The sequence below is a fragment of the Streptomyces sp. NPDC058663 genome (genome assembly GCF_042716745.1).
Taxonomy (GTDB): domain Bacteria; phylum Actinomycetota; class Actinomycetes; order Streptomycetales; family Streptomycetaceae; genus Streptomyces.
In genome coordinates this window covers 58,139-80,380 of record NZ_JBHXRV010000010.1, presented here as the reverse complement: position 1 = coordinate 80,380, position 22,242 = coordinate 58,139, and the positions used below count along the sequence as shown (strand labels likewise).

The following is a 22,242-nucleotide window of genomic DNA, read 5'->3' as shown; positions in this document are numbered from 1 at the left end:
CTGCTGGTGCATTCGCTGCTTCCGCGAACACCTCCAACGGTAGGAATCGGCGGCCTTGTGGACCATGGGGCCAACCACGCTCCGTGAGGTGGTGCTAGCCCCCCGGCGGAAGGGGGGCAGGTCACGCGAGGGTGGGCGAAGGGCGGGACGGCAGGTCAGCCTCGGCCGCGCAGGACGGCAGGTCAGCCTCGGCCGCGCAGCACCAGCGCGGCCAGGGCCTCCGGGGCGCCCGGCTGGTCGCGGATGCCGGGGAAGGCGTTGATGTCGACGATCAGCGGGGTGGCCGCGCCCTCGGAGCCCTGGACGGCCACGAAGTCGACCCCGTAGACCTCCAGACCGAAGACCTCACCCGCCTTTCGCACCAACTCCACCCAACTGGTCGGGAGTTGGCCGTCGGGACGGAATTGCGCCGGGCCGTGTCCGCCGCCCTCGGACAGTTCCGAGCGGCGCAGGGCGGCGAAGAGGTGGTCCTCGATCGCCCAGGTCTTGTGGTCCCAGCCGTCGTTCGGCGCGAAGTCCTGCACGACCACGGGGGCGTGCGCGTCGTCACGGGTGGCCGCCAGCTCGCGCAGCTGTACGAGGCTCTCGACGCGGGCCACCAGGTCGCCCTTGGCACTGCGGCGGCTCTTGACCACGACGGGGCCCCGGAGCGGTGGCCCGGCGGCCAGTGCGGTCAGTGAGGGGTACGTACGGGTGGGGGCGAAGGGGAGCCCGGCCCGCAGGGCCCGTTCCGCCATTGTCGTACGGTCCTGGAGCAGGGCGGTCGCGGCGGCACCGTTGACCACGCGTGCGCCCCGCCGCTCCAGCCGGTGGGCGAGCGCCAGGGCCTGCGGCGTACGGGACTTGAGGAGGTAGACGTCCGCGAGCGGCCGGCCGGGGAAGCCGTTCGCCGCCGCCGGGCCGTCTTCCGGCACCGACGCCCGGCCGTCTTCCGCCACCGACGCCGGGTCGTCGTCCGCCACCGACGCCGGGTCGATCGACACGACCTCGTGCTCCGGCGTCAGCAGCCCGGCCGTCGCGGCCAGCAGGGGGTGCCCCGGGTCGGGCGTGATCAGCGCGATCCTCATGCGCTCTCGCCCGCGACGACGGCCACCTGGGCCGTCGGGGAGGGGATCAGGGGGGAAGGGGGCAGCGGCAGGGTGCGCACGGGGGCCACCTTCGCGGAGCCGCCGCGCGCCAGTCCCAGCACCGCCCGCGCCACCCGCGCCGCCGCGTCCGGCACCTGACGGAAGCTCGGGAAGTCGTTCACGTCCACGACGACGGGTCCGTCCGGGCCGAGCAGTACGTCGACCCCGTACAGGTCCAGCCCGTACACCGCCCCGATCCGCTCCACCAGTGCGGCGATCTCGGCGGGCAGCGGCACCCGGCGTTCGGGGACGGGATGCTCGGGGTGCAGCGGGGAGCGCCGCTCGGTGGCGTAGAGCCGGCCCCCGACGCTGTACACCTTCAGGTCGGTGCCGGAATTGGCCACGTAGGACTGGGCGATGAGCATGCCCTCCCCGGCCAGGAGCGGGCGCAGCCGGGCCAGTTCGCCGGGCGAGGTGACGAGGCGGACGGCGCGGCCCGCACTGCCGTCGGCGGGTTTGACGACCATGGGATACGCCGACTCGGGTATCTCCGCGAGGAGTCCGGGGGCGGCGGCCGCATAGGTGGGCGGCACGGGGAGGCCGTGCTGGGCGGCGATCGAGGCGGCCAGGGCCTTGTCGCGCACGCGCCGTATCGCCCGGGCGTCGTTGACGGTGGTCGCGCCGGCCTCGGCGGCGGCTTCGAGGAGGGTCAGGCCGGGACCGCCGGAGACCGTCTTGAGGATCCAGGCGTCGTACTCACCGGCCCGCAGGGCTGCGGCGAGGGGCCCTGCGGGACGTGCGGGTGTTCTTCCGGCCGACGCACCGGCCGGGCTCCCCGCCACGGCCCCGGTCACGGACTCCGCCATGGTTCCCGTCAGGGGCAGGAGCGAGCCGCCCGGGCGCAGGATGTCGACCCGGTGTCCCCAGGCGGTCAGTTGGCGGATCACTTCGAGGGGCATGCCGTCGTTCCGGTAGCGCTCCTCCACCAGAAAGCAGAGCCTCATGGTTGTTCCCCGCACCCCGCACCTCGTGCCCGGACGTCCCGCCGATCCCCTGGTTGTCCGGCGTGCCGTGACCTCCCAGGATGGCATGCGCGGGGTCGTCGGCGGCTGCCGGGTACGGGTGCCCCGCGCATGCCGCTCCCGGGTGGCCGGACCAGGAGTCGCGCGGGACGGCCTCGCGGATCCAGTCCGCGCAGGCGGGCACGTGGCCGTGGAGGCCGGGGCCCCGGGAGCACCCGACTCCCGGGCCCGGGGCCCGGGGTGGGGCCGGGCGGGAGCGCCCACCTGGCGTGCCACCACGGCTGCCCGGTGGCCGCTCGCGCGCGCTACGCGGCGAAGCCGACGTTGGTGACGTACTCGTACTGGCCCCACTGCGAGCCGAGGTCGACGATCGTGTCGTCCCAGGCCGCGTCCAGTCCCGGCCCGTCGGCGACCGCCCAGGCGTCGACGATGCGTTCCCAGCGGCGGACGTTGAGCGAACGGTGCTCGATGACGCGCGACAGCCGCTGGTCGACGCCGGACTGGTTGAGGGGGTGGATCTCCACGCGGGTGCCGCGGCCCTCGCGGTACAGCCGCTTGAGGAGGTGCTTGGCGACGTTCTGCCGGCGGACGGCGCGGTAGGCGGCCTCGATGCGGTCGAGGTTGGCGGCGGTGGGGCGGCGCTTGCCGTCCAGCCAGGCCTTCAGGGTCCGGTCGGTGACGGTGAGCCCCGCGTCGCGGGCAGCCCGCCGGGCGTGCGGGGTACGGGTGAGGTAGTGGAGCCGCGCCATCAGCCCTCGCTTGACCGTGACCGGCGTGGCGATGCCGCCCGCGAGCGCGTCGAGCTGGCGGGCGACGGCTTCCGCGCCCTTGATGCCCCGGGCGCCGAACTTCCCGAACTCGATGTTCTTCTCCGGCATGTACGCCTCCTCCCCGCCGCAGTGCGCTGCGTCGCTGTGACCGATGGGGCCCGCGGTACCCGCCGTACCGCGGTACGACCGTAGCTACCGCGGCACGACCGTGCTTACCGGGTACGACCGTAGCCGCCGTACCCGCGGCCCCTGTGGAAGCCACAGCGTACGCCGCCCCACTCCGGCCCCTACGACCCCGCGCACCCCACGCGCCACCCCCCGGCCCCGCGGCACTCCCCCGCCCCCGGGTTGGCGTACGTCTACCGCACCTCGTCGAGCTCCTGAAGCTCCTGGAGCAGCCGTCGCTTGGGCCTGGTGCCCACCATTGACTTCACCGGTTCGCCGTCGCGGAAGACCATCAGCGTCGGTGCGGACAGCACGCCGTACGCGGCGGCCGTGCCGGGGCTGGTGTCCACGTCGAGCTGTACGACCTTGAGCCGGTCCCGCTCCTGCGCCGCGACCGCGCTCAGTACCGGCGCGAGCTGCCGGCAAGGACCGCACCAGTCGGCCCCGAACTCCACCAGTACCGTGCGGTCCGCCCTCAGTACCTCGTCCGCGAAATTCGCGTCCGTGACCTCGTCCACCCCTGCGGCCTTGAACATCCTCGTCCCCTCACATGTCATCCATTGGTCCGGTGTCACCCATTGCTCCGGTGTCACCCATTGCTCCGGCCGAGCTCGCACAGCGGTGCGGGCCCGTCCGGCAGTTCCGCCTCGGCCCGTACCAGCTGCGCACCCACCTGGTCGCGCACCGCCGTCAACTCGCCGATCAGTACGTCGAGTTCGGCCAGCTTGCGCCGGTAGACGTCGAGCGAGGCGGGACAGGAGTCCCCCGCCGGGTGCCCCGCCTGAAGGCACTCCACGAAGGGCCGGGTCTCCTCGAGCCCGAACCCGACGTCCTGCAGCGTGCGGATCTGCTCCACCAGCCGCAGGTCGTCGTCGCCGTACACGCGGTAGCCGTTGACCGCGCGTCCGGCGGGCAGCAGCCCCCGGGACTCGTAGTAACGCAGGGTCCTGGTGCTGACCCCGGCCCGTTCCGCCAGTTCGCCGATGCGCATGAGGACGACGCTAAACGTTGACCCGGGCGTCAAGGCAACACACCTGTGCCCGCTCCCGGGCACGTTCACCTGGCGGAAACAAGCGCCGGGCAGAATCCGCCCCCATGGAGCCCGTTCGCATACCCGTACGAAACCCCCTGTCCCGGCGCCTCAGCATCGAGGAAGTGCCCTGGGACGCCCCCGACGCCCGCCTGCTGCGGGACCTCCAGCGCGCCGAGATCGCCGAACGGTACGGGAGGCCGGACAGCGAGCCCGGTACGCCGCCCTCGGCAAAGGACATCGCGGTGTTCGTCCTGGCGCGCGAGGCCCGCGAGCCCGACGTCGGGCCGTCCCGCGGTGCCCCCGTGGGCTGCGCGGGACTGCGCGACCTGGGCGACGGGACCGGCGAACTCAAGCGGATGTACGTCGCCCCCGACCGGCGCGGCTCCGGAGTCGCCCCACTGCTCCTGACCGCCCTGGAGGAGTGGGCCCGCGGCCGGGGCTGGACCCACCTGCGCCTGGAGACGGGCCTCTCCCAGCCCGACGCGGTCCGCTTCTACACCCGCTCCGGCTACCGGCCGATCCCCAACTTCGGGGCGTACGAGGGCCTGGACCGGTCGCTGTGCTTCGAGCGGGAACTGCGGGAACCCCTCCACTGACACAAGGCGTCAGTGGAGCGCCCCTACTCTCCGGGGCATGCCTTCCCACACCGCCTCCGCCCCCGCTTCCACCCCCTCCTCCCCCACGTCACCGTTCCGGGAGAAGCTGCTGTGGACTCCGCCGCCGATCGAGCTGGCGGGACGCCGCATCAAGCGCTACCACGTGAGCGCGGACCCGGCCGGCATCGCGCCGGACATCGAGAGGGCGGCGTACGACATCCTTCCCGCGCTGCTCCCCGACCGGCTGACCGACGCCGACGGAACGCCGCCCGCCACCTTCGTCGTCCTGCACAAGGGGGGCGACAGCGGGGCGTACCTCAACGCCTACAGCTGGGTCTGGGACAACGCGCTGCACTTCGCCGGGGCGGTGGCGGGTCAGCCGGCCCTGGGCTGCCCCGACGCGGACCCCACCCGCTTCCACCTCCAGGCCGACCTCCCCCTGAACGGCCTGAACCTGATCGGCTGCGTCTGGGAGCTGCCGCCGCTGCTCCACGAACGCGACGCCTGGACCCGCCACGTCCTGACGCCGCAGGCACCGGACCTGGAGGCGTACCTGGCGGACTCCCTGCCGGAGGGGACGACGGGAGACCGGCCGTAGGCCCGGCACCACAGGTACCCTGCCGCAGGGCCTGGCACCACAGGTACAACGGCGCGGCGCTGTACCGGGAAAGCCCCCCGACCCCGGCCCTACGTCGGGTCCACGCCCGGGGGTGCTCCCCACGGTTTTTCCAGCGCGGCGCGCAGGGCGGCGACCGTGTCGGCGCCGATGCGTTCGGCCAGCCGGCCCTCCAGGGCCTCCAGGATCAACCCGGCCCGCCGGTGCACCCGTTCACCCTCCGCGGTGCGGCGGATCAGGCGTTGGCGGGCGGAGGTGGGGTGCGGGACCTGTTCGAGCATGCCGGCCGCGACCAGGCCGTGCACCGCCTGGTGGACGGTCTGGCGGGTGACGCCCATCCGGCGGGCCGCCTCGGAGACGGTGGTGCCCTCGTCGCCCAGTACGGCGAAGAGCTGTGCCTGCGGCGGTGTGACCGGCTCCTCCCCCGCAGCCTCCAGTGCCGCGAACATCGCCTCCTCGAACCACCGTGCGGCCTCGCCGAGCAGTTGGGGGAAGGGGCGGCGGGTGGGGTCCATGTGATCCTCACGGGAGGGCGGAGTGGGCGTGGCGCGTGGCCCGGGCGGTGCGGGCGTGGCGCGTGGTCCGGGTGGTGCGGGCTTGGCGCGTGGTCCGGGTGGTGCGGGCGTGGCGGGTGGTCCGGGCGGTGCGGGTCAATAGGCAGTGCGGGCCAACAAGGGGACGGGGTCGCTCCGGCGAGTTGCCCGCCGACGGACATTATGTCAGGCTGCCTGACATTCGAGTCCGTGGAACCCCGCCCGCCCGACCTCACGGAGGCCGTATGACGATCGAGTACGCCACCCGCTACCGCCGCACCTCCCGCATACCCGCCGACCCCACGAAGCCGTACTTCATCGAGAAGGGCGAGGGCGACCGCGCCCACCTCTTCGGCGACCTGATCACCGTGTACGCGGGCGGCGAGCAGACCGAGAACACCTTCAACTTCTTCACCGTCGAGGGCCCCCGGGGCGACATCATCCCCGCCCATGTGCACGCCGACACCCACGAGGTCTTCTACGTCACCCAGGGTGCGGCCCGGCTGTTCGTCGAGGACCTCCAGGGCGAGCAGCAGGAGAAACTGCTCACCGCGGGCGACTTCGGCTTCGTACCCAAGAACTGCACGCACTCGTACCGCATGGAGCGCCACCACACCCAGATCGTCGGGGTCGCCGCGGGTCCGGGCGCCGGTGCAGGCGGGGGCCCGACCTTCGAGCGGTTCTTCGAGACCCTCGGCGCGCCGTCGGAGGAACTCGGCCTGCCGCCGGTGCCGGTCGTCCCCGAGCCGCACAAGTTCGGCACGGTGCCACGGCAGTTCGACGTCAGCTTCCTGCCGGACCACGAATGGCGGACCCGCCGATGACCCAGCCTCCGCCCCTCCCGCTCCCGCTGCGGCTCCGCGCGCCGCACCCCGACCGCGCCCCGCTGCCGCCCGCGGCCCTGGTGAGCGCCGGTCCGCACACCGTGGTGCGGAACCTGCGCGGCGTCCCGTACGCCGAGGTCGAAGGCAGCCGCCCCCTCGAACTGGACCTGTGGCTGCCGGCCGGTCCCGGCCCCGCACCGCTCGTCCTGTATGTGCACGGCGGCGCCTGGCGGCGCGGGCGGCGTGACGACATGGGGCTGGCGACCCGGGACTGGAACCCCGGCCCCCTCGCCCGTATCGCCGCCGCGGGATGCGCGGTGGCGGCCGTCGACTACCGGCTCAGCGGCGAGGCCCACTTCCCCGCACCGCTCGACGACCTGCGGGCCGCCCGCCGCTGGCTGGCACTGCGCGCGGACGAACTGGGCATCGACGCCGCGAGGACGGTGGTGTGGGGCGAGTCCGCGGGCGGCCACCTGGCCTCCCTCCTGGCGCTCACCCACGACACCGCGCACACGGGCCGTGCGCTCACCCACGACACCGCGCACACGGGCCGGGCACTCACCCACGACACCGCACCCACGGGCCGTGCGCTCACCCACGACACCGCGCACACGGGCCGGGCACTCACCCACGACACCGCACCCACGGGCCGGGCACTCACCCTCGACACCCCGCTCACAAGCCGTGCCACGGATCCAGAACCCCGGAGCGACGCGGGCCCCCTCCCCCGCCCTGACCTCCGCCGCGAGCCGGACGCCGACCCCTCTCCTCCGCCGCTCTCCGGCGCCGTCATCTGGTACGGGCCGAGCGACCTGACCGCAGCTGCGGGCACCTCCGCCCCGGACGACCCGACCACGCCCGAGGCCCTTCTGCTGGGCGCGCCCCCGGCCTCCGTCCCCGAGTCGGCCGGCGCCGCGAGCCCGGTCACCCACGCGCACCCGCACGCCCCGCCCTTCCTCCTGATGCACGGCGCGGAGGACTCGATGGTGCCGTGCACCCACAGCGAGGCTCTCGCCGCCGCACTGGCGGACTGCGGCGCCAGGGCCGAACTGCACCTGGTCCCGGACGCCGACCACGGCTGGTACGGACTGGCCGACAGCGCGTTCCGGGAGCTCTTCGCCCTCTCTCTGCGCTTCACCCGGGACGCCCTGGACCTGCCGTCCCGGTGACGACGGCGGCCAGGTCGGCGCCGGCCCTGAGCAGTGCCACGGACCGGGTGGCGATCTGCTCCAGCCGGTGCCGCAGGAGCTGTTCGGCCTCCCGCGGCCCTTCGAGGCTCCGCAGCGAGTCCATGACCTCGCGTACGGCGGGGATGCCGTGGCCGGCACCGCGGAGCGCGGCGACGATGCGGGCCGCGTCGATCGCGGGAGGCGGGTAGCGGCGTGCCCCGAGCGAGGTCACCCGCTCGGGGACGATCAATCCCTCCTGCTCCCAGAAGCGCAGGGTGGAGCTGCGTACGCCGAGTGCGGTGGCGAGCTCCGTGATGGTCATCGTGTCGTCGGGAGGGTCCTGCTCGCCTGCGGACGTACGGATGTGGGCTTCGGCCCGGATCGCACGGAGGGCACGCTGAGCGCGCAGTGCCTCGTCCCGTTCGCGCGCGAGCCGTACATGGACCTCGTTGACCGCGGCGGCCGCCTCGTCGAGGGGTTTGGTCCGCAGCTCGGTGAGGAGTCGGCGCGCGGCGACGGGGCCTGTGGCTTCCGCGAGGCCCCGGTAGGCGTGCAGGGCCCGCACATGGAGAGAGGTGTAGGCCCGGTAGCCGTTGCTCGCACGGGTGGCGGGCGGGATGACTCCCAGCCGTTCCAAGTCGCGCACCTGCTGCACCGAGTAGCCGGACTGTCCGGCGACGTCGACGGTCCTGAGGGTCACGCGTCGCTCCTCACCCACCGGCTCGCCTCTCGCTCCCACCCCACACAAGCACTTCAAGCCCATGCTTGAACCATGAGCACGCACAAGAATATGGGCAGAGGAGCGGACGAGGGCATGGAGAAGGAGCAGATCCTCGCGACGGTACGGGGTTTCGACGGGGCACTTGTGGTCGACGCGGTGGCGGGCGGTGACTTCCCCGAGCTCGTGTGGGGGGACGCGTTCTTCTACTACGCCCCCGACGGCGTGATGCCGCGGAACGTCCAGCCGTACGCCACGGTCGTGACCAAGAACTACCCCGGCGACGACGCCTGTGACCTCGATCCGCCGGGGCGCTGGCGGCTGAACATCCAGGTCGGCACGGCCACGTTCCGGGAGCTGACCGGGGAGGACCCGCGCGCCCTCGAGCAGCCGCGCGGCCGGCCCCTGGACCACGCTGCCGCCGACCGCGTGATGCCGCACCCGGTGTACGGCACGGCCGGCTGGATCGCGGTCGTCAATCCCGCCGGGAACACGTCCGGCCTGGTGGTGCAGCTGTTGCGCGACGCCCACGAGGCCGCCCGGGCCCGGTTCGTACGACGGCACGGGCCGGAGCGGTTGCCCGGGGCGGACTGACGGCGGGGCGCCGTACGCGGCCGGGCGGCGGAAGCCGCCCGACCCGGGCGCCTCGGGGGGCCGCCCTATGCGGCGCGCATGAGCAGGTGACCGCGGCGGAAGCGTTCCCCCTCGTGCGGTTCGCGCAGCATCCGGCCGACCTCCACGAACCCGGCCCCGCCCGCCAGTTCCGCGAGGGCGTCGACCGGCCAGCGGTAGGCGGGCGTCACCTTGTGGTCGAACTCCGTGACCGGATCGCCCTCCGACTCGAAGAAGCCGAGCAGCAGATGGCCGCCGGGAGCGAGCACGCGGCGGAACTCGGTGAGGTACGGGGGGACGTCCCGGGGCGGGAGGTGGATGAGCGAGTACCAGGACAGGACGCCGTGCAGCGCGCCGTCATCCAGGTCGAGGGCGCCCATGGAACCGGTCTCGAAGCGCAGGCCGGGGTAGGCCTCGCGGGCGAGGGCGATCATGGCCGGTGACAGGTCGACACCGAAGACATCCAGACCCAGGTCCCGCAGGTGCGCGGTCATCTGCCCGGGCCCGCAGCCCACTTCGGCGACGGGGCCGGCACCGTTGGCCCGTACGAGCTCGGCGAACGCGGCGAGCACCGCGCGGTCCAGGGGGAAGTCGTCCAGCACGTTGCGGGTCAGGTCGGCATAGAGCACGGCGACGGCGTCGTAGGCCTCGGCCGTCGCGAGGAGATGCGGGACGTCTTCGGAGACGGCCACGGGCGCAACGGACTGGGACGACTCGGTGGGCACGGAGGGCACGAGGGACGGCTCGGTGGGCACGGGGGACGGCACGGTGGGCACGGTGGGTACGGGGGACGGCACGGAGTATGGCTCGGTCACACGCGGGACCCTAGACGATCCGCTCCGGGTCGTGTCCGGCCGTACCGCCCCGGGGCGCGGCAGCGGATAAGCCCTGCGGGCCCGACGCCCGCGCTCGGCGCAGCACCACCTCGACCGGGCCGTTGTACGTGGTCAGGGAGAGCACCTTCGGCGGGGTGCGCAGGGTGGCCTCCTGTGTGAAGAGCGTGCGGGCGGCGTCGAAGGGGACGGTGTCCCCGGTCACCGCTGCCGCCCGGTCGCAGAGGGCCCGCAGGGCGTCCGTCATGGCGTCGTCGCTCAGTACCTCCATGCTCTCGCCCCAGACGTCCCAGGGCAGGGGCTCGACCTTGTTGAGCGCGGAGAGGTCCAGCCGTACGACGTTCGCCATGAACCACTCCCCCGCCAGTTCCCCGCCCGGCAGCCGCACTCCGAACGTTCTCGGGTCCGCCTCGCCCGCCCTTGCCCGCCGCCAGGCCTCGCCGGAGACCAGGAAGCGGTCGCGCGGCACGTCCATGGGGTCGAAGTCGACCTCAGGACGGGTGGCGGCGAACCGCGGGTCGGTCAGTTCGGCGTCTGCGAGCAGCCAGCGCCCCCGGGCGGCGTCCCAGTACTCGACCACGGTGTGGTCCGTGCGGAACCCGTCGCTGCCGAAGTAGTCCGCGAAGCCCAGCCGCAACCGGGCGGGGACGCCCGCGTCACGGAGGAAGGAACAGTGCAGCAGGGCGAAGTCGCGGCAGACGCCGACGAACCGGTCGCCCGGCTCCCGCGGCTGTGTCAGCGGGGCCGCGTCGCGGGCGAGGAGCAGGCGCAGGATCTCGTCGAGGTAGCGGGATTCGGCGTCGTGGTGCAGGCGCCCGGGTGGGTGGGTGCAGCCGAAGAGTTCCTCCTCCATTCGATGGATCATCAGATGCCGTACGGTGGCGGCGAGTTGACCGACCTCCTTGGGTAGGCCGACGTACCGCCCGGCGAAATCCCCGGGGTCGGAGAAGGCGCTCTGCGCGGTGTAGAAGTCGACGGCGTGCTGAGCGGGACCGGCAGTTCTCTGCATGGCGGAACCCCCAGATGGACGCGTGCGGTGGACGGGTACGGTGGCAGACCACGAGGACAACTCAGCTCCCCGGCCGGGCAGTTCGGAGGCCGGGCCGGGGCACCCTCACGCTGTCAGCGTTTCGGCCCGCACGTCCAGCCCAGGCTTCCGCCACCGCTGCGGAGCCACGGCCCACGGGCCGGCGCCCCGGTCCGCCACCGCCGCTGAGCCACGACTGCCACTACGGGCGTCGCGCCACCCAGACCGTCCGGCTCGTCCGTACGGTGAGGTCGTCGCGGCGGCGGATGTCATGCGGTCCTTCACCGTCGAGCAGAGCGTCGAGCGCGGCCAGGTCGTCCGCGTCGAGGCTCTCCGCCAGACCGGTGCGCAGCCGTTCCAGAGTGCCCTTCGCGTAGCTGCCGACCGCGTCGGGCAGCGGGGCCTTCAGGTCGACTGCGAAACGGCGCTCGGCCTCGACCGCGAAGCCCGCCCTGGTCAGTCGTACGCCCCAGTCGTCACCGAGGTGCGGTACGCCGGCGCGGTGCATCTCCTCGACCCCGGCGTGGCAACGCGCCTCCAGACCGGGCCGGCCGAGACCCGGGCCGAGGTCGTCGGGCAGGAAGCGCGGGAACGGCGTCGAGTCCATCTCCACCGCGATCAGCAGCCCACCGGGGCGGAGCGCGGCAAGCACCTCGGTGAGGGAGCGGTCGGGGTCCCCCATGTGGTGCAGCGATGCGGAGGCCCAGATCAGATCGAAGGAGCTCAGCCCCTGTGGCCATCCCTCGTCGAGGTCCGCCCGGACCGTACGCACCCGCCTGCCTTCGATCCCGGCCTCCTCGGCCTTCTCCGTGAGCCGTTCGAGCATCGACTCGGACATGTCGACGGCGGTGACCTGCGCCCCGCCGAACTGCCCGAGCAGGGCACGGGTGCCGGTGCCGGTTCCCGCGCCCAGGTCGAGGATGCGGTGCGGGGGCGCGTCGGCGGTCAGTTCGCCGATCCAGTCCATGAGCTCGGTGAGGTACGGGCGGAGTACCTCGGCGTCGAGCTCCAGGAGTTCGGCGAGGGCCGCCTCCTTGGCGGGGTCGGGGGTGGCGGAGTCATGGTTGTGGTGCTGGTGGCCTTGGCTGCTGCCGCCATGGCTGTGACCGGGGCTGTGACTGCCATGGCTGTGACCGGGGTTTTGGCTGTGACCGGGGCTGTGCCCGGCGTGCTTGTGCTGCTCGTGGTCCTGCTGCTGATTTCCCATGCTTCGAGCGTACGACCACCTTGCGCCTACCGCATACACTCTTGCCTATGACGCAAGACGGAGAATTGGACGACCTGGTACGCAAGCGGCTCAGGGGGCTGCGCGTGGCCAAGGGCTGGTCGCTCGACGAGCTGGCAGCCCGCTGCTATCTGAGCCCCTCCACCCTGAGCCGCATCGAGACCGGCCACCGGCGGATCGCCCTCGATCAGCTGGCTCCGCTGGCGCGCGCGCTGGGCACCAGTCTGGACCAGCTGGTGGAGTCCACCACCGACGACGACGTGGTGATCCGGCCCCACCGGGACGAGAGGGAGGGCAGGACCACCTGGCTGCTCAACCGCGAGGCGGGCGCCAACGGCTTCACCGTGGCCAAGCTGCGCGTCACCAGACCGGCCCCCAGGGGCGGCGACGCCGAGCTCCGCGTCCACCCGGGAAAGGACTGGCTCACCGTCCTGTCGGGCACGGTGGAGCTGGTGCTGGGCGAGCGCATGATCCTGGTCGAGACGGGGGAGGCGGCCGAGTTCTCGACGATGATCCCGCACGCGTTCGGCGCGCACGGCGGACCGGCGGAGCTGCTCTGCATCCTCGACCACGACGGCCAACGCACCCACCTCAGGCCCTCGGCCTGACCTGGGCCGGGCCGGTCCTGACTCGGCTCGGCCCTCGGCCCGGCTTGGCCCGGCCCTCCCCAGCTCGGCTCCGGGTGGGGGCGTCGGCCGCCGTCGGGGCTAGGTCATGCCCTCATCGTCATGAAGGCCGCCCCGGTCGGCTGCGTGGAGTACTGCTTCACGAAGTCGAACGCGCGCTTCGGTGAGCCGGAGGTGAAGTGCGGGCACACGAGCACGTCGTCCACCGAGGCCGACCCCGCCCTGATGTCCCACCCCACGCAGGTGGCGTCCCCGGTCTCTCCCCACCAGCCGGGCTTGAGGTCCTCGACGTAGCCGCTGACGCGCGTGGCGCCGTCGCTCTGCGGACACAGCGATATCTCGCCACGCCCGTACGTGTTGGAGGTACTCACGGTGACGCACGGGGTTTCGGCGGGAGGTGCGGCCTGGGCTACCGGTGCTGCCAGCACTGTCAGGGCGGCGGCGATCCCGGTCGTCGCCGCGGCACGGAAGAGCGATCTCATGGTCATTCACCTTTCAGGTGGGTGCGTCAGCTGCGTGCGTCAGAGGGGCGCTCCGGATTCATGTGGGCACCCCGGTTGCCTCCGAACGTGCCTGCCGCCCCTCCACGGGACCTATGACCGCAGCCCCCTCGGCCCGTACGCACGCGGTGCGTCGCTCTCCGATGCGCCGCCCCACGGCCCCGTACAGGACCGGTCCTGCCGTGCCCCCGCGCCCGCATGCGGGTTTGTGTCCGGCGGGTATCAGTACGCGCTCGATTGCCCGTCACAGTGAGGGCGGGTGCGGGACGGGAGGAGACGCGGTCCCCCCACCCTCCCCCCGACGCCTCTCCCTCGCGGTCGGTGCCGCGGCCGCCGCGCTGCCGGCCCGCAGGGCGGCCCACCTCGGCCCGCTGCGGGCGGTGGCCGCCACCTGACCGGCCCACGGGGGCGGGCGCGGCTAACCGGTCCACGGGGCGGGCGCGGGTCCAGGCCCCAGTGCGGGAAGCAGCCCCGCACCCGCCCCACCCCGGCACGCCCCCGCCCGCTCAGCCCGCCCCGCCACCCACCCGCGGCAGCGAGGCGAGCAGCCCGTCGACCATGGCCACCTGGACGTCCTCGGGGAAGCGCGCCGGATCGAAGAGCGCCTGCACCACCAGGCCGTGGACGAACGCGACGGCCATGGCGGACAGCTGCTCCGGGTCGGCGTCCGCGGGAAGCTCGCCCCGCTCCCGCGCGGTCGCGAAGTGGGGCCGCAGGGAGGCCCGCAGCCGGGTGTAGCGGGCGGCCTGGTCCGTGGCGAGGCCCTCGTCGGCGAGGGCCAGGTCCCAGGAGCTGACCCAGATACGGTTGCGGTCCGCGTCGGCGGGGCCGAGCGGCAGGATGTCCAGCAGCATCGCCCGTACGGTGGCGAGTCCCTCGGCGGACGGTGTGCGGCGCGGGCGTTCGGCGGTGCGCCTCTCCAGGAGGTCCAGGGCGTGCGCGATGAGGGCGCGCTTGGCCGGGAAGTAGTGCATGAGCATTCCGGTCGAGACGCCCAGGGCGGTCGCGACGGAGCGCAGCGTCAGCCCGCCGAACCCCTTGGCGGCGAGCACCTCCCACACCGCCCTCGATACGTCCTCACGGCGTGCTTCTCGGTCTCCTGGTGCGGGTGGCATGCTGCTACCTTACGTACCGAACGCTTGTTACGTACCCTCAGGGATCGAGGTATCCGTGTTCCACGTCCCGCTCGGCGAGAACGCCGCGCTCCGCCCGCTGGAGCCCTGGCAGGCCCCGGAGTTCCTGGCCCACATCGACCGCGCCCGCCCGAACGTCGATCCCTGGATACCCTGGGCGACCTTCAGCCCCGACCTGGCCTCCGCCACCTCGGTCCTCCAGCGGTACGCCGACCGGCAGGCCGCGGACTCCGGGCGGATCTACGGGATCTGGGTGGCGGGCGAGCCGTCCGCCGACGGGACCCCGGGCACGGAGACCCTGGTGGGCGGGGTGATGTTCCCGCGCTTCGACGCCGCCACCGGGGTGTGCGAGCTCGGCTGCTGGACCGAGGCCGCCGGGGAGGGGCGCGGGCTGGTGATCCGGGCGTGCCGGATCCTGGTGGACTGGGCGTTCCGCGAGCGCGGGATGAGCCGGATCGAGTGGGTCGCCTCGGTGGCCAACACCCGCAGCAGCGCGGTGGCCCGCCGGCTGGGGATGACGCTGGAGGGCGTTCAGCGCCGGCTCTCTTCGTACCGCGCCCCGGGCCGACCCGAGGGCACCCGGCTGGACTGCGAGCTGTGGTCGCTCCTCGCGGAGGAGTGGAAGCCGGACGGCGAGGACACTGCCCCGCACGCCACCAGGACCGGCGCGGACGCCGACGCAAAGGCCGAACTCGACCGCCTGGCAACCCTCTTCATGGGCGCGTTCACCAACACCGGGGGCCGCAGCCCCGACCTGGACGTGATCCGGGAGGTGTTCGTCCCGCAGGGCACCATCGTCAGCAACGCCGGCGCGCAGCCGGTCTTCTACGACCTCGACACGTTCATCGAGCCCCGGCGCAAACTCCTCACCGACGGCACCCTGGCGGACTTCTCCGAGTGGGAGGTCTCCGAACGGACCGAGATCCTCGGCTCGATCGCCCACCGCTTCAGCGAGTACCGCAAGTCCGGCGTGCTGAGGGGCGAGCGCTTCGAGGGCGGCGGCCGCAAGACGACCCAGTTCGTCCGCACCCCGGACGGCTGGCGGATGAGCTCGATGGCCTGGGACGACGACTGAGCGGTGGCGTGCGCCGGCTCGGGGCCCGGGTGGACTCGGGGCGCCGGTGGACTCGCGACGGCGGGGGCCGCACCCTTGCCGCAGTGGTCCGCCCACCGTTCCGTAGGATCGTGCGGTGATCACGGGTACGGGTGCGCCTTCGGGGGCGGGGACGGGGACGGACGGGGGCCCGGTGCTCCCGCCGCCCACCGAGGTGGAGCGCGAGCTGTACGCGGCGGTACGGCACAGCGCCGGCGGCACGGGCGTCCTCGACGTCCTCTCCCGCACCCGCCTCTACCTCCTCGTCCCCCGCCTGCACGCCGACACCCCCGGGTACGCGCCGCCCCTGCCCACCCGACGCGACCCCGCGACCGGCCACACCTGTGTCCCGGTGCTGACGACGGGCATGCTGCCGCCGTGGCACCCGGAGTGGGTGTTCCGGCAGATCCCGCTCGGTGAGCTGGCCCGCATCTGGCCGGACAGCGCATGGCGGCTGGCCGTCAACTCCGGCACTCCGTACGGAGTGACGCTCGAAGCCCGCCCCAAGCACCGCAAGGCGTGGACCGAGGCGTACGAGCGCAACGGCCGCACCCACCGGGCCGGCCGCCTCCTCACCCACAGCGGCGGCCCCCTGCACGGCCCCCTCGCGCACGGCCTTGCCCTCGGTGCGCAGCTCGCCGTGCACAACGGTCTCGTCTGGAACCAGCTCGGCGCCGCCTACGAGGACTACGCGACCGACATCCGCCGCCTGCGCAACCCCTGGCGCGTCAGCAACCGCGCCGACTACCGGCGCACGCTCGAAGCGCTGCTGTCGACCCAGCTCGTCGGCCACCTCCAGGAGTACGTCCTGCGGACCCGGCTCGGCCTCGTGGGCAAACTCGGCCGCGCCCCTGCCGAGGAGGAGTGGAAGGACGCCGTCACCACCTCGCTGCGCGCACGCGGCACCGACGCCGAGGACCTCGCCGAAGCACTGGGCACGCTGCGGTGCGTCGTCCGGTACGAGGCCCGGCTGCGCGCGGACGGGGCGCTCGCGCCGCACGGACGCGTCGACACCCTGGCGGCCTTCGACCACGGGCGGGCGGTCAACGTCGTACGGCTGGCCCTCGGCGCGCGGTACATCACGCCGCCCGAGGCCGAGGAAGCCGTACTGCGCATCGACGAGCGGGCCCGGCGGGCGTACGGCTCGTGGGCAGACTTCTCGCTCGGCTACGCGATGACCCGCCTGATCTACTCCGCCCAGGACGGCGAGGACCCGGTCACGGGCCACCCACGGACGGAAGCCGCGTACCAGCGTGCCGAGCTCACGTACCAGGAGTCGCTGGCCCAGCACCGCATCCTCACCCAGGACCCCACCAGCCCCTACCGGAACATACCGTGGTGATGAACCCCCCTCCCCCGCACGCCGCCCCATGGGCCCCCGCCGCCCCCTGGGCACCACCCTCCGAGACCGAACGCCTGCTCCACGAAGCGGGGCTGCGTGGTGATGTGGAGGCGCAGGTGCGGGTGCTGGCGGGCGCCGAGCTGTACATCCCCGCCCCGAGGGCAGAGGTCGACGCCGCGCCCGACCGCATCCGCTGGCGTCCGCACCCGGACCCGGCGACGGGACGCAGCTGCCGTCCTGTGCTCACCCGCGGCATGCTGCCGCCGTGGCATCCGGAGATGGTCTTCCACGGGGTCACCCTCAAGTGGCTGGCCGAGACGGACTGGCACGACCCGAACCAGCTCCTCGCCGTCAACATCGGCACGCCCGCCCAGCTCCTGCTGCCCGCCGCTCCCGTGCACCGCGCGCACTGGCTGCGCTGCTACGCCGAGCACGACACCCCTTCCGGCAACCGCTTCCTGGCCCTGCGGCACGGCCCCCTGCACGGCCCGCTCGCCTACGGTCTGGCCTGCGGCGTGCACCTGGCGATCGGCAACGGGGTGCCGTGGAACGAGATCGGCACGGTCTACCGCGAGTACACCGAGGAGCGCACGGCCCTGCGCGAATCCTGGGGCATCACCGACCACCCCGGCTGGCGGGAGCAGCTGGACGCGCTGCTCGACGCCCGCAACAGCCCGCCGGAACCCGACTACGCCCTGCGCGTCCGCGAATCCCTGCACCACGACCTCGGCGGCGAGCTTCCCTCCGCCGACCTGTGGCGCGAGACCGCCGCCGGGCACCTGCACGACATGGGGGCCGGCCACGACACCGTGAAGGCGATGGAACAGCTGGTCCGCCGCATCGTCCGCTACGAGTCCCGCTTCCGCGCCGACGGCCTGCTGCCGCCCGGAGGACGGGTCTCCACCACGGTCGCCTACGACTTCGGCCGCGCCGTCAACCTCGCCCGCTGGGGGCTGTCCGCCCGTTACTGCGCCCCGCCCGAGGCGGAACAGGCCATCGTGCACGCGGGCGCGCTCGCCAAGTCCGCGTACTCCTCCTGGGAGTCGTTCTCGGCGGGGTACGCGCTGGGCCGGGTGCTGCGCTTCGACCAGGAGGAGTACGGGCCGTTCTACGACCAGAACGTCATCGCCCACCGGCTGCTGACCGAGCACGGGGGAAGCCCCTGGCGGAACCTGGCCTGGCGCTGAGGCCCCGCCGACGGGGTGCCTGCGGTGTTCACGGGCCGCGGAAGGTCCCCCGGTAGGTGTTCGGCGACACCCCCAGCACCGCCTGGAAGTGCTGGCGCATGGAGGTTCCCGTGCCGAAGCCGCACTCGTGGGCGATCCGGTCGACCGGCAGTTCCGTCTCCTCCAGCAACTGCCGTGCCCGGTCCACCCGTTGGAGCGAGAGCCACTGCACGGGGGTCTGGCCCGTCTCCTCACGGAAGCGGCGGCTGAAGGTCCGTACGCTCATGGCCGCCTCGCGGGCGAGTTCCGCGAGGGTGAGCGGGCGGTCGAGGTGGGCCAGGGCGTGGGCGCGGGCCCGTCCCGTCGAGGAGATCTCGGGGGCGGGGACCGGGCGCTGGATGTACTGGGCCTGGCCCCCCTCCCGGTGCGGCGGCACCACCGTCGTACGGGCGACGGCGTTGGCCACCGCCGCCCCGAAGTCGCTGCGGATCATGTGCAGGCAGAGGTCGATGCCGGAGGCGACCCCGGCGGAGGTGAGGACTCCGGTGTCGTCGGTGTAGAGGACGTCGGGGTCCAGGTCCACCTCCGGGTACAGCGCGCGGAACTCCTCGCAGGACTTCCAGTGCGTCGTGGCCCGCCGCCCCTGGAGCAGTCCCGCCGCCGCGAGCACGAAGGACCCGGTGCAGATGGAGGCCACTCTGGTACCGGGCCGGATCAGGGCGAGGGCCGCGGCGACCCGCGGGTCCAGCCGGCCCCGCTCCTGGGGCCCGTAGTCCTCCTGCGCGGCGGGCACGACGACGGTCTCCGCGGCGGTCAGCACCTCGGGGCCGTGCGCGACATTGACGGTGAAGTCGGTGTCGGTGGCGATCTCACCGGGCTCGGCGGTACAGGTGACCACCTCGTACAGCGGCTCGCCCGCCGCCGACCTGGCCTGTCCGAACAGCCGGTGCACGATGCCCAGTTCCATCGGCAGCAGCCCCGGGCGCACCAGCACGGCGACCCGGTGCCGGACGGTCCCGTCGTCCGTAGCCCGCTCTGCCCTCTCCGTTTCCTTCATGGCCAGATTCTTTCACAGGGTGGCCATACGGCCGGTGGTGGTGGACGTCCGCCCTCGCGAAGGATCGTGCCCATGGACACGAAACCCTCCACCCGCCCAGGCGACAGGACAGCAGCCACTCCCCCACCCGCCACCTCCGCGAAGAAGTCCCCCCGCGTCCACCGTGCCTGGCCGGTTGCCGCGGCCGCCGCACTCACCGTCCTGGTCACCGGCACCTTCTCCACCCTCCCCGGCCTGTTCACCGGCCCCCTGCACAGGGAATTCGGCTGGTCGCACGGCTCCATCAGTCTTGCGGCCTCGGTCAACATGCTGCTGTACGGACTCACGGCCCCCTTCGCCGCCGCCCTGATGGACCGGTTCGGCATCCGCCGCCTCGCCATGGCCGCACTCGCCACGGTGGCCGCCGGCGCCCTGCTCACCGCGACCGTACTGACGGCGCCCTGGCAGCTCACCCTGTACTGGGGGCTGCTGGTCGGTCTCGGCACGGGTGCGACGGCGATGGCGTTCGGTGCGACGGTCACGCAGCGCTGGTTCGTGCACCGCCGGGGACTGGTGACCGGAGTGCTCGCCTCCGCGGGTGTCCTGGGCCAGATGGTGTTCCTGCCGCTGCTCGCCCGCCTGGTGGAGCACCACACCTGGCGCGCCGCCCTCGGCACGGTCGCCCTGGCCGCCCTCGGCACCGTGCCGCTGCTCCGCCTCGCGCTGCGCGACCACCCGGCGGACGCGGGGACGAAGCCCTACGGAGCCACGGACTTCGTCCCGAAGCCCCCTCCGGTACGGGGTGCCGCCCGCCGCACCCTGCGTACGCTGCGCGAGACCTCCCGCACCGGCCCCTTCTGGCTCCTCGCCGGAGCGTTCGCGGTCTGCGGCGCCTCCACGAACGGCATCCTGTGGACCCACTTCACCCCGGCCGCCCACGACCACGGCATGCCCGCCACCACCGCGTCGTCGCTGCTCGCCCTGATCGGTGTGTTCAACGTCGCGGGCACTGTCGCCTCCGGCTGGCTCACCGACCGCAGCTCCCCGCGCCGCCTGCTCGCCCTCTGCTTCGCCCTGCGCGCCGCCCTCCTCCTGGCCCTCCCGCTGCTCCTGGCGGCGACGGCCACCCCTTCCCTCCTCGCCTTCGTCGTCCTCTTCGGCCTGCTGGACCTGGCGACGGTTCCGCCGGTACTCGCCCTGTGCCGCGCGCACTACGGCGACGACAGCGCCATCGTCTTCGGCTGGATCAGCACCGCCCACCAGGTCGGCGCGGCGTCCATGGCCCTGCTGGGAGGCACCGTGCGCGACCTCTTCGGCTCGTACGACCTGATCTGGACGGCCACCGGGGCACTGTGCGCGGCGGCGTCCCTGATGTCGCTGGCGATGCGTGCCCCCGGCGGCCGGGTCCAGCGGTCGGGCGGACCTCGCGGGACTCAGTGCTCGCAGAGGGAGAACTCCCGCTCGTAGAGCTGCTCGTTGTGCTCGTCGACGAAGAACTTGCGTTCCCGCATGAGTTCCTCGCGGTAGCCCTTGGCCTGTTCGAGCGTCATGGTCGACGTCTGGGACCACGGCTGCTGCGGCGGCACGTCGGAGGTCGAGACGATCGCTTCGGAAGGGTCGACCAGGAAGAACGCGAGGATCTTGCGGTGTCCCGGGCGGGTGGGGTCCGCGAGACGGAACGAGCCGACGCGGTGCTGGAGGACGTTCGGGAACGCCAGGCAGCGGCCCGCCGGGGTCGACGCCGAGCCCAGCAGCTGGTTCAGCGGGTCGTCGTTCTCCAGGCCGTAGACCTCGCGCATTCCGTTGTCGTCGTTCTGCTCGTAGTGCGGGTCGTCCAGGGCCGCCCGGAAGCTCAGCCTGCTCTCGGTGATGTTCTCGCTGTCCCAGTAGTAGATGCCGGTCGACACGATCCGTTCGTTCAGCATCCCCTCGACGTGCCAGGAACCGCCCGCGTACTCGGGCCTGTCCGGGGTGAGGTGGATCGTGGCGAGCTTCACGATGACCTGGAGACGGCGGCCGCGCAGGTCGACCCGGGCGGTTGCGGCGGGCGGCTCGGGCGGGGTGAAGGCCGGGGCGTCCGGGAGGACGGGGATGCGGTTTTCCCACCAGTCCTCGCGGGCCTGCTCCCACTCGTCGACGGCCTTGTCGTAGGCCACCTCGTCGCTGAAGGCCGACTCCTCGGGAGGCTCCGGCTCCGAGTCGTACCACCCGTAGGGATCGGCCTCGATCCGCAGCGGCCTGGGATGCCGCAGATCGGTGAGGACGTGTCCCAGCAGCGGCAGCATGCGGGCGAACAGGTCCGGCAGGACGGCGACCAGTTCGCGATGGGTCTCGGGGTGGACGTTGTTGACGTACGAACGGAAGACGGCCCCGCCGTCGTCATCGACGTCGACGTCCGTGGGCAGCCACTGGAACTTCTCCGAGAACTCGTACTTCGCGTACTGGTACTGCTCGGTCGGGTTCCGCCAGGCCCGCTCGGGTCCCCCGCTCACCTCGCGCACCAGGCAGAACATCGAGGGATGCACCAGGTCCAGCACCTGACGGCCGGAGCCGGGATGCCAGTCCTTTTCCGCTTCGGGGACCTCTTCGAGGACCCGGACCGCCGCACGCAGCCGGGACCTGAGCTGCTCGTCGACGAGCAGGTCCGACTGCCAGACCCCGTCGACCGCGGACACCTCGATACCGGTCCGGCCGTCCCGCAGCGCGGCGTAGTGCGCGAGTTCGGCGAGCACGTAGGCCACCTGCGCTTCGGTGAGGCCCTGGTCGAGCGCTTCGCGGGTCCACCTGGCGACGATGTCCGCGTCGTTCCTCTTCTCAAACCACCCCGGCTTCGCCCGGATGTGCGCGCTGCACTGGATCATCTGCAGTTCCCGCAGCGTTCGCGGCGTCGCGAAGGCTATGGAACGGGAGGTCTGGAAGGGCAGCGGGAAAGCAGCCAAGCCGGTCAATTCTCTTGATCCTCCGAGTCGGTGTGCGGTGGCCGGAAGGATACTTCAGCGCACTGACACCGCCGCCGCGGTCCCTGTCCTCGCCGGTCAGGGACGCCCCCGGGGTTCTCGCCGGTCAGGGACGCCCCCGGGCCGGGGCCCGGGGCCTGGGGGCGGGGCCGGCCCGGGGGGGGCGGGGGCCGGGCAGC

At 73.0% G+C, this 22,242-nt stretch carries 24 protein-coding genes; 10 read left to right on the top strand and 14 right to left on the bottom strand.

The genetic code is table 11. From position 1 onward, the window contains the following. Positions 1-182 precede the first annotated feature (182 nt). The 5 genes from ACFWVV_RS09765 to ACFWVV_RS09745 form a co-directional block, all read right to left on the bottom strand. Entirely contained in the window at positions 183-1,067 is an 885-nt protein-coding gene (locus ACFWVV_RS09765; protein WP_384348243.1) for a RimK family alpha-L-glutamate ligase, read from the bottom strand. Then, a complete protein-coding gene (locus ACFWVV_RS09760) occupies positions 1,064-2,071 on the bottom strand; it encodes a RimK family alpha-L-glutamate ligase (protein ID WP_384348245.1) in 1,008 nt (335 codons plus the stop codon). Before ACFWVV_RS09760 ends, ACFWVV_RS09765 begins: the two co-directional genes overlap by 4 nt. A 323-nt stretch (positions 2,072-2,394) precedes the next feature. Continuing rightward, the gene (locus ACFWVV_RS09755) at positions 2,395-2,967 is read right to left on the bottom strand and encodes a transcriptional regulator (RefSeq protein WP_384348248.1); all 573 of its coding nucleotides are present in this window, start codon (positions 2,965-2,967) and stop codon (positions 2,395-2,397) included. Between the two features lie 251 nt (positions 2,968-3,218). Further along, complete coding sequence (trxA, locus tag ACFWVV_RS09750; RefSeq protein WP_384348251.1) at positions 3,219-3,560, bottom strand: thioredoxin; 342 nt, start codon at positions 3,558-3,560, stop codon at positions 3,219-3,221. 53 nt (positions 3,561-3,613) lie between these two features. Further along, positions 3,614-4,015 (bottom strand): MerR family transcriptional regulator, encoded by a 402-nt coding sequence (locus tag ACFWVV_RS09745; RefSeq protein ID WP_384348253.1) that lies wholly within the window; start codon positions 4,013-4,015, stop codon positions 3,614-3,616. A gap of 104 nt (positions 4,016-4,119) precedes the next feature. On the opposite strand from ACFWVV_RS09745, the gene ACFWVV_RS09740 reads away from it, so the two are divergent. Both ACFWVV_RS09740 and ACFWVV_RS09735 read left to right on the top strand, forming a co-directional pair. Beyond that, positions 4,120-4,653: a GNAT family N-acetyltransferase gene (locus tag ACFWVV_RS09740; protein WP_384348256.1), complete on the top strand. Its 534-nt coding sequence runs from the start codon at positions 4,120-4,122 to the stop codon at positions 4,651-4,653. Between the two features lie 37 nt (positions 4,654-4,690). Next, a complete protein-coding gene (locus ACFWVV_RS09735; RefSeq protein ID WP_384348259.1) occupies positions 4,691-5,251 on the top strand; it encodes a hypothetical protein in 561 nt (186 codons plus the stop codon). 89 nt (positions 5,252-5,340) lie between these two features. On the opposite strand, the gene ACFWVV_RS09730 is transcribed toward ACFWVV_RS09735, so the two are convergent. Continuing rightward, complete coding sequence (locus tag ACFWVV_RS09730; protein WP_384348262.1) at positions 5,341-5,784, bottom strand: MarR family winged helix-turn-helix transcriptional regulator; 444 nt, start codon at positions 5,782-5,784, stop codon at positions 5,341-5,343. 263 nt (positions 5,785-6,047) lie between these two features. Here ACFWVV_RS09730 and ACFWVV_RS09725 point away from each other — a divergent pair, with 263 nt between their 5' ends. Both ACFWVV_RS09725 and ACFWVV_RS09720 read left to right on the top strand, forming a co-directional pair. Next, positions 6,048-6,626, top strand: a complete 579-nt coding sequence (locus tag ACFWVV_RS09725; RefSeq protein WP_384348264.1) for a quercetin 2,3-dioxygenase — start codon at positions 6,048-6,050, stop codon at positions 6,624-6,626. Continuing rightward, entirely contained in the window at positions 6,623-7,795 is a 1,173-nt protein-coding gene (locus ACFWVV_RS09720; RefSeq protein WP_384348267.1) for an alpha/beta hydrolase fold domain-containing protein, read from the top strand. The genes ACFWVV_RS09725 and ACFWVV_RS09720 overlap by 4 nt, the downstream gene beginning before the upstream one ends. Here the strand turns inward: ACFWVV_RS09720 and ACFWVV_RS09715 are convergent. Beyond that, a complete protein-coding gene (locus ACFWVV_RS09715) occupies positions 7,761-8,495 on the bottom strand; it encodes a MerR family transcriptional regulator (protein ID WP_384348269.1) in 735 nt (244 codons plus the stop codon). The genes ACFWVV_RS09720 and ACFWVV_RS09715 overlap by 35 nt on opposite strands. Before the next feature lie 72 nt (positions 8,496-8,567). Here ACFWVV_RS09715 and ACFWVV_RS09710 point away from each other — a divergent pair, with 72 nt between their 5' ends. Then, complete coding sequence (locus tag ACFWVV_RS09710; protein WP_384348272.1) at positions 8,568-9,107, top strand: DUF6194 family protein; 540 nt, start codon at positions 8,568-8,570, stop codon at positions 9,105-9,107. A gap of 65 nt (positions 9,108-9,172) precedes the next feature. Here ACFWVV_RS09710 and ACFWVV_RS09705 read toward each other — a convergent pair whose 3' ends face one another. The 3 genes from ACFWVV_RS09705 to ACFWVV_RS09695 all read right to left on the bottom strand — a co-directional run bounded on the left by ACFWVV_RS09705 (position 9,173) and on the right by ACFWVV_RS09695 (position 12,192). Then, entirely contained in the window at positions 9,173-9,817 is a 645-nt protein-coding gene (locus ACFWVV_RS09705) for a class I SAM-dependent methyltransferase (RefSeq protein ID WP_384348333.1), read from the bottom strand. 133 nt (positions 9,818-9,950) lie between these two features. After that, entirely contained in the window at positions 9,951-10,967 is a 1,017-nt protein-coding gene (locus tag ACFWVV_RS09700) for a transglutaminase domain-containing protein (protein WP_384348275.1), read from the bottom strand. A 220-nt stretch (positions 10,968-11,187) separates the two neighbouring features. Further along, positions 11,188-12,192, bottom strand: a complete 1,005-nt coding sequence (locus tag ACFWVV_RS09695) for a class I SAM-dependent methyltransferase (RefSeq protein ID WP_384348278.1) — start codon at positions 12,190-12,192, stop codon at positions 11,188-11,190. A 47-nt stretch (positions 12,193-12,239) separates the two neighbouring features. Between ACFWVV_RS09695 and ACFWVV_RS09690 the strand changes: the two genes are divergently transcribed. Beyond that, complete coding sequence (locus ACFWVV_RS09690; RefSeq protein WP_384348281.1) at positions 12,240-12,818, top strand: helix-turn-helix domain-containing protein; 579 nt, start codon at positions 12,240-12,242, stop codon at positions 12,816-12,818. Positions 12,819-12,922: 104 nt separating this feature from the next. Here ACFWVV_RS09690 and ACFWVV_RS09685 read toward each other — a convergent pair whose 3' ends face one another. Together ACFWVV_RS09685 and ACFWVV_RS09680 are read right to left on the bottom strand one after the other, a co-directional pair. After that, complete coding sequence (locus tag ACFWVV_RS09685; RefSeq protein ID WP_384348284.1) at positions 12,923-13,318, bottom strand: hypothetical protein; 396 nt, start codon at positions 13,316-13,318, stop codon at positions 12,923-12,925. A gap of 524 nt (positions 13,319-13,842) precedes the next feature. Then, on the bottom strand, positions 13,843-14,451 hold the full coding sequence (locus ACFWVV_RS09680) for a TetR/AcrR family transcriptional regulator (protein WP_384348287.1): 609 nt from the start codon (positions 14,449-14,451) through the stop codon (positions 13,843-13,845). A 55-nt stretch (positions 14,452-14,506) separates the two neighbouring features. Here ACFWVV_RS09680 and ACFWVV_RS09675 point away from each other — a divergent pair, with 55 nt between their 5' ends. From ACFWVV_RS09675 to ACFWVV_RS09665, 3 genes are all read left to right on the top strand, one after another. Then, complete coding sequence (locus ACFWVV_RS09675; RefSeq protein ID WP_384348290.1) at positions 14,507-15,544, top strand: GNAT family N-acetyltransferase; 1,038 nt, start codon at positions 14,507-14,509, stop codon at positions 15,542-15,544. Between the two features lie 115 nt (positions 15,545-15,659). Further along, positions 15,660-16,904, top strand: coding sequence for a DUF1266 domain-containing protein (locus ACFWVV_RS09670; protein WP_384348293.1), 1,245 nt, complete (start codon positions 15,660-15,662; stop codon positions 16,902-16,904). Next, positions 16,904-18,091: a DUF1266 domain-containing protein gene (locus tag ACFWVV_RS09665; RefSeq protein ID WP_384348296.1), complete on the top strand. Its 1,188-nt coding sequence runs from the start codon at positions 16,904-16,906 to the stop codon at positions 18,089-18,091. The genes ACFWVV_RS09670 and ACFWVV_RS09665 overlap by 1 nt, the downstream gene beginning before the upstream one ends. 28 nt (positions 18,092-18,119) lie before the next feature. Here the strand turns inward: ACFWVV_RS09665 and ACFWVV_RS09660 are convergent, their stop codons facing one another. Beyond that, the gene (locus ACFWVV_RS09660) at positions 18,120-19,127 is read right to left on the bottom strand and encodes a GlxA family transcriptional regulator (protein WP_384348299.1); all 1,008 of its coding nucleotides are present in this window, start codon (positions 19,125-19,127) and stop codon (positions 18,120-18,122) included. Between the two features lie 72 nt (positions 19,128-19,199). Between ACFWVV_RS09660 and ACFWVV_RS09655 the strand changes: the two genes are divergently transcribed. Continuing rightward, a complete protein-coding gene (locus tag ACFWVV_RS09655) occupies positions 19,200-20,573 on the top strand; it encodes an MFS transporter (RefSeq protein ID WP_384348302.1) in 1,374 nt (457 codons plus the stop codon). Here the strand turns inward: ACFWVV_RS09655 and ACFWVV_RS09650 are convergent. Continuing rightward, the gene (locus ACFWVV_RS09650; RefSeq protein WP_384348305.1) at positions 20,540-22,054 is read right to left on the bottom strand and encodes a DUF4246 domain-containing protein; all 1,515 of its coding nucleotides are present in this window, start codon (positions 22,052-22,054) and stop codon (positions 20,540-20,542) included. The two genes, ACFWVV_RS09655 and ACFWVV_RS09650, sit on opposite strands and share 34 nt — an antisense overlap. Positions 22,055-22,242: the final 188 nt, after the last annotated feature.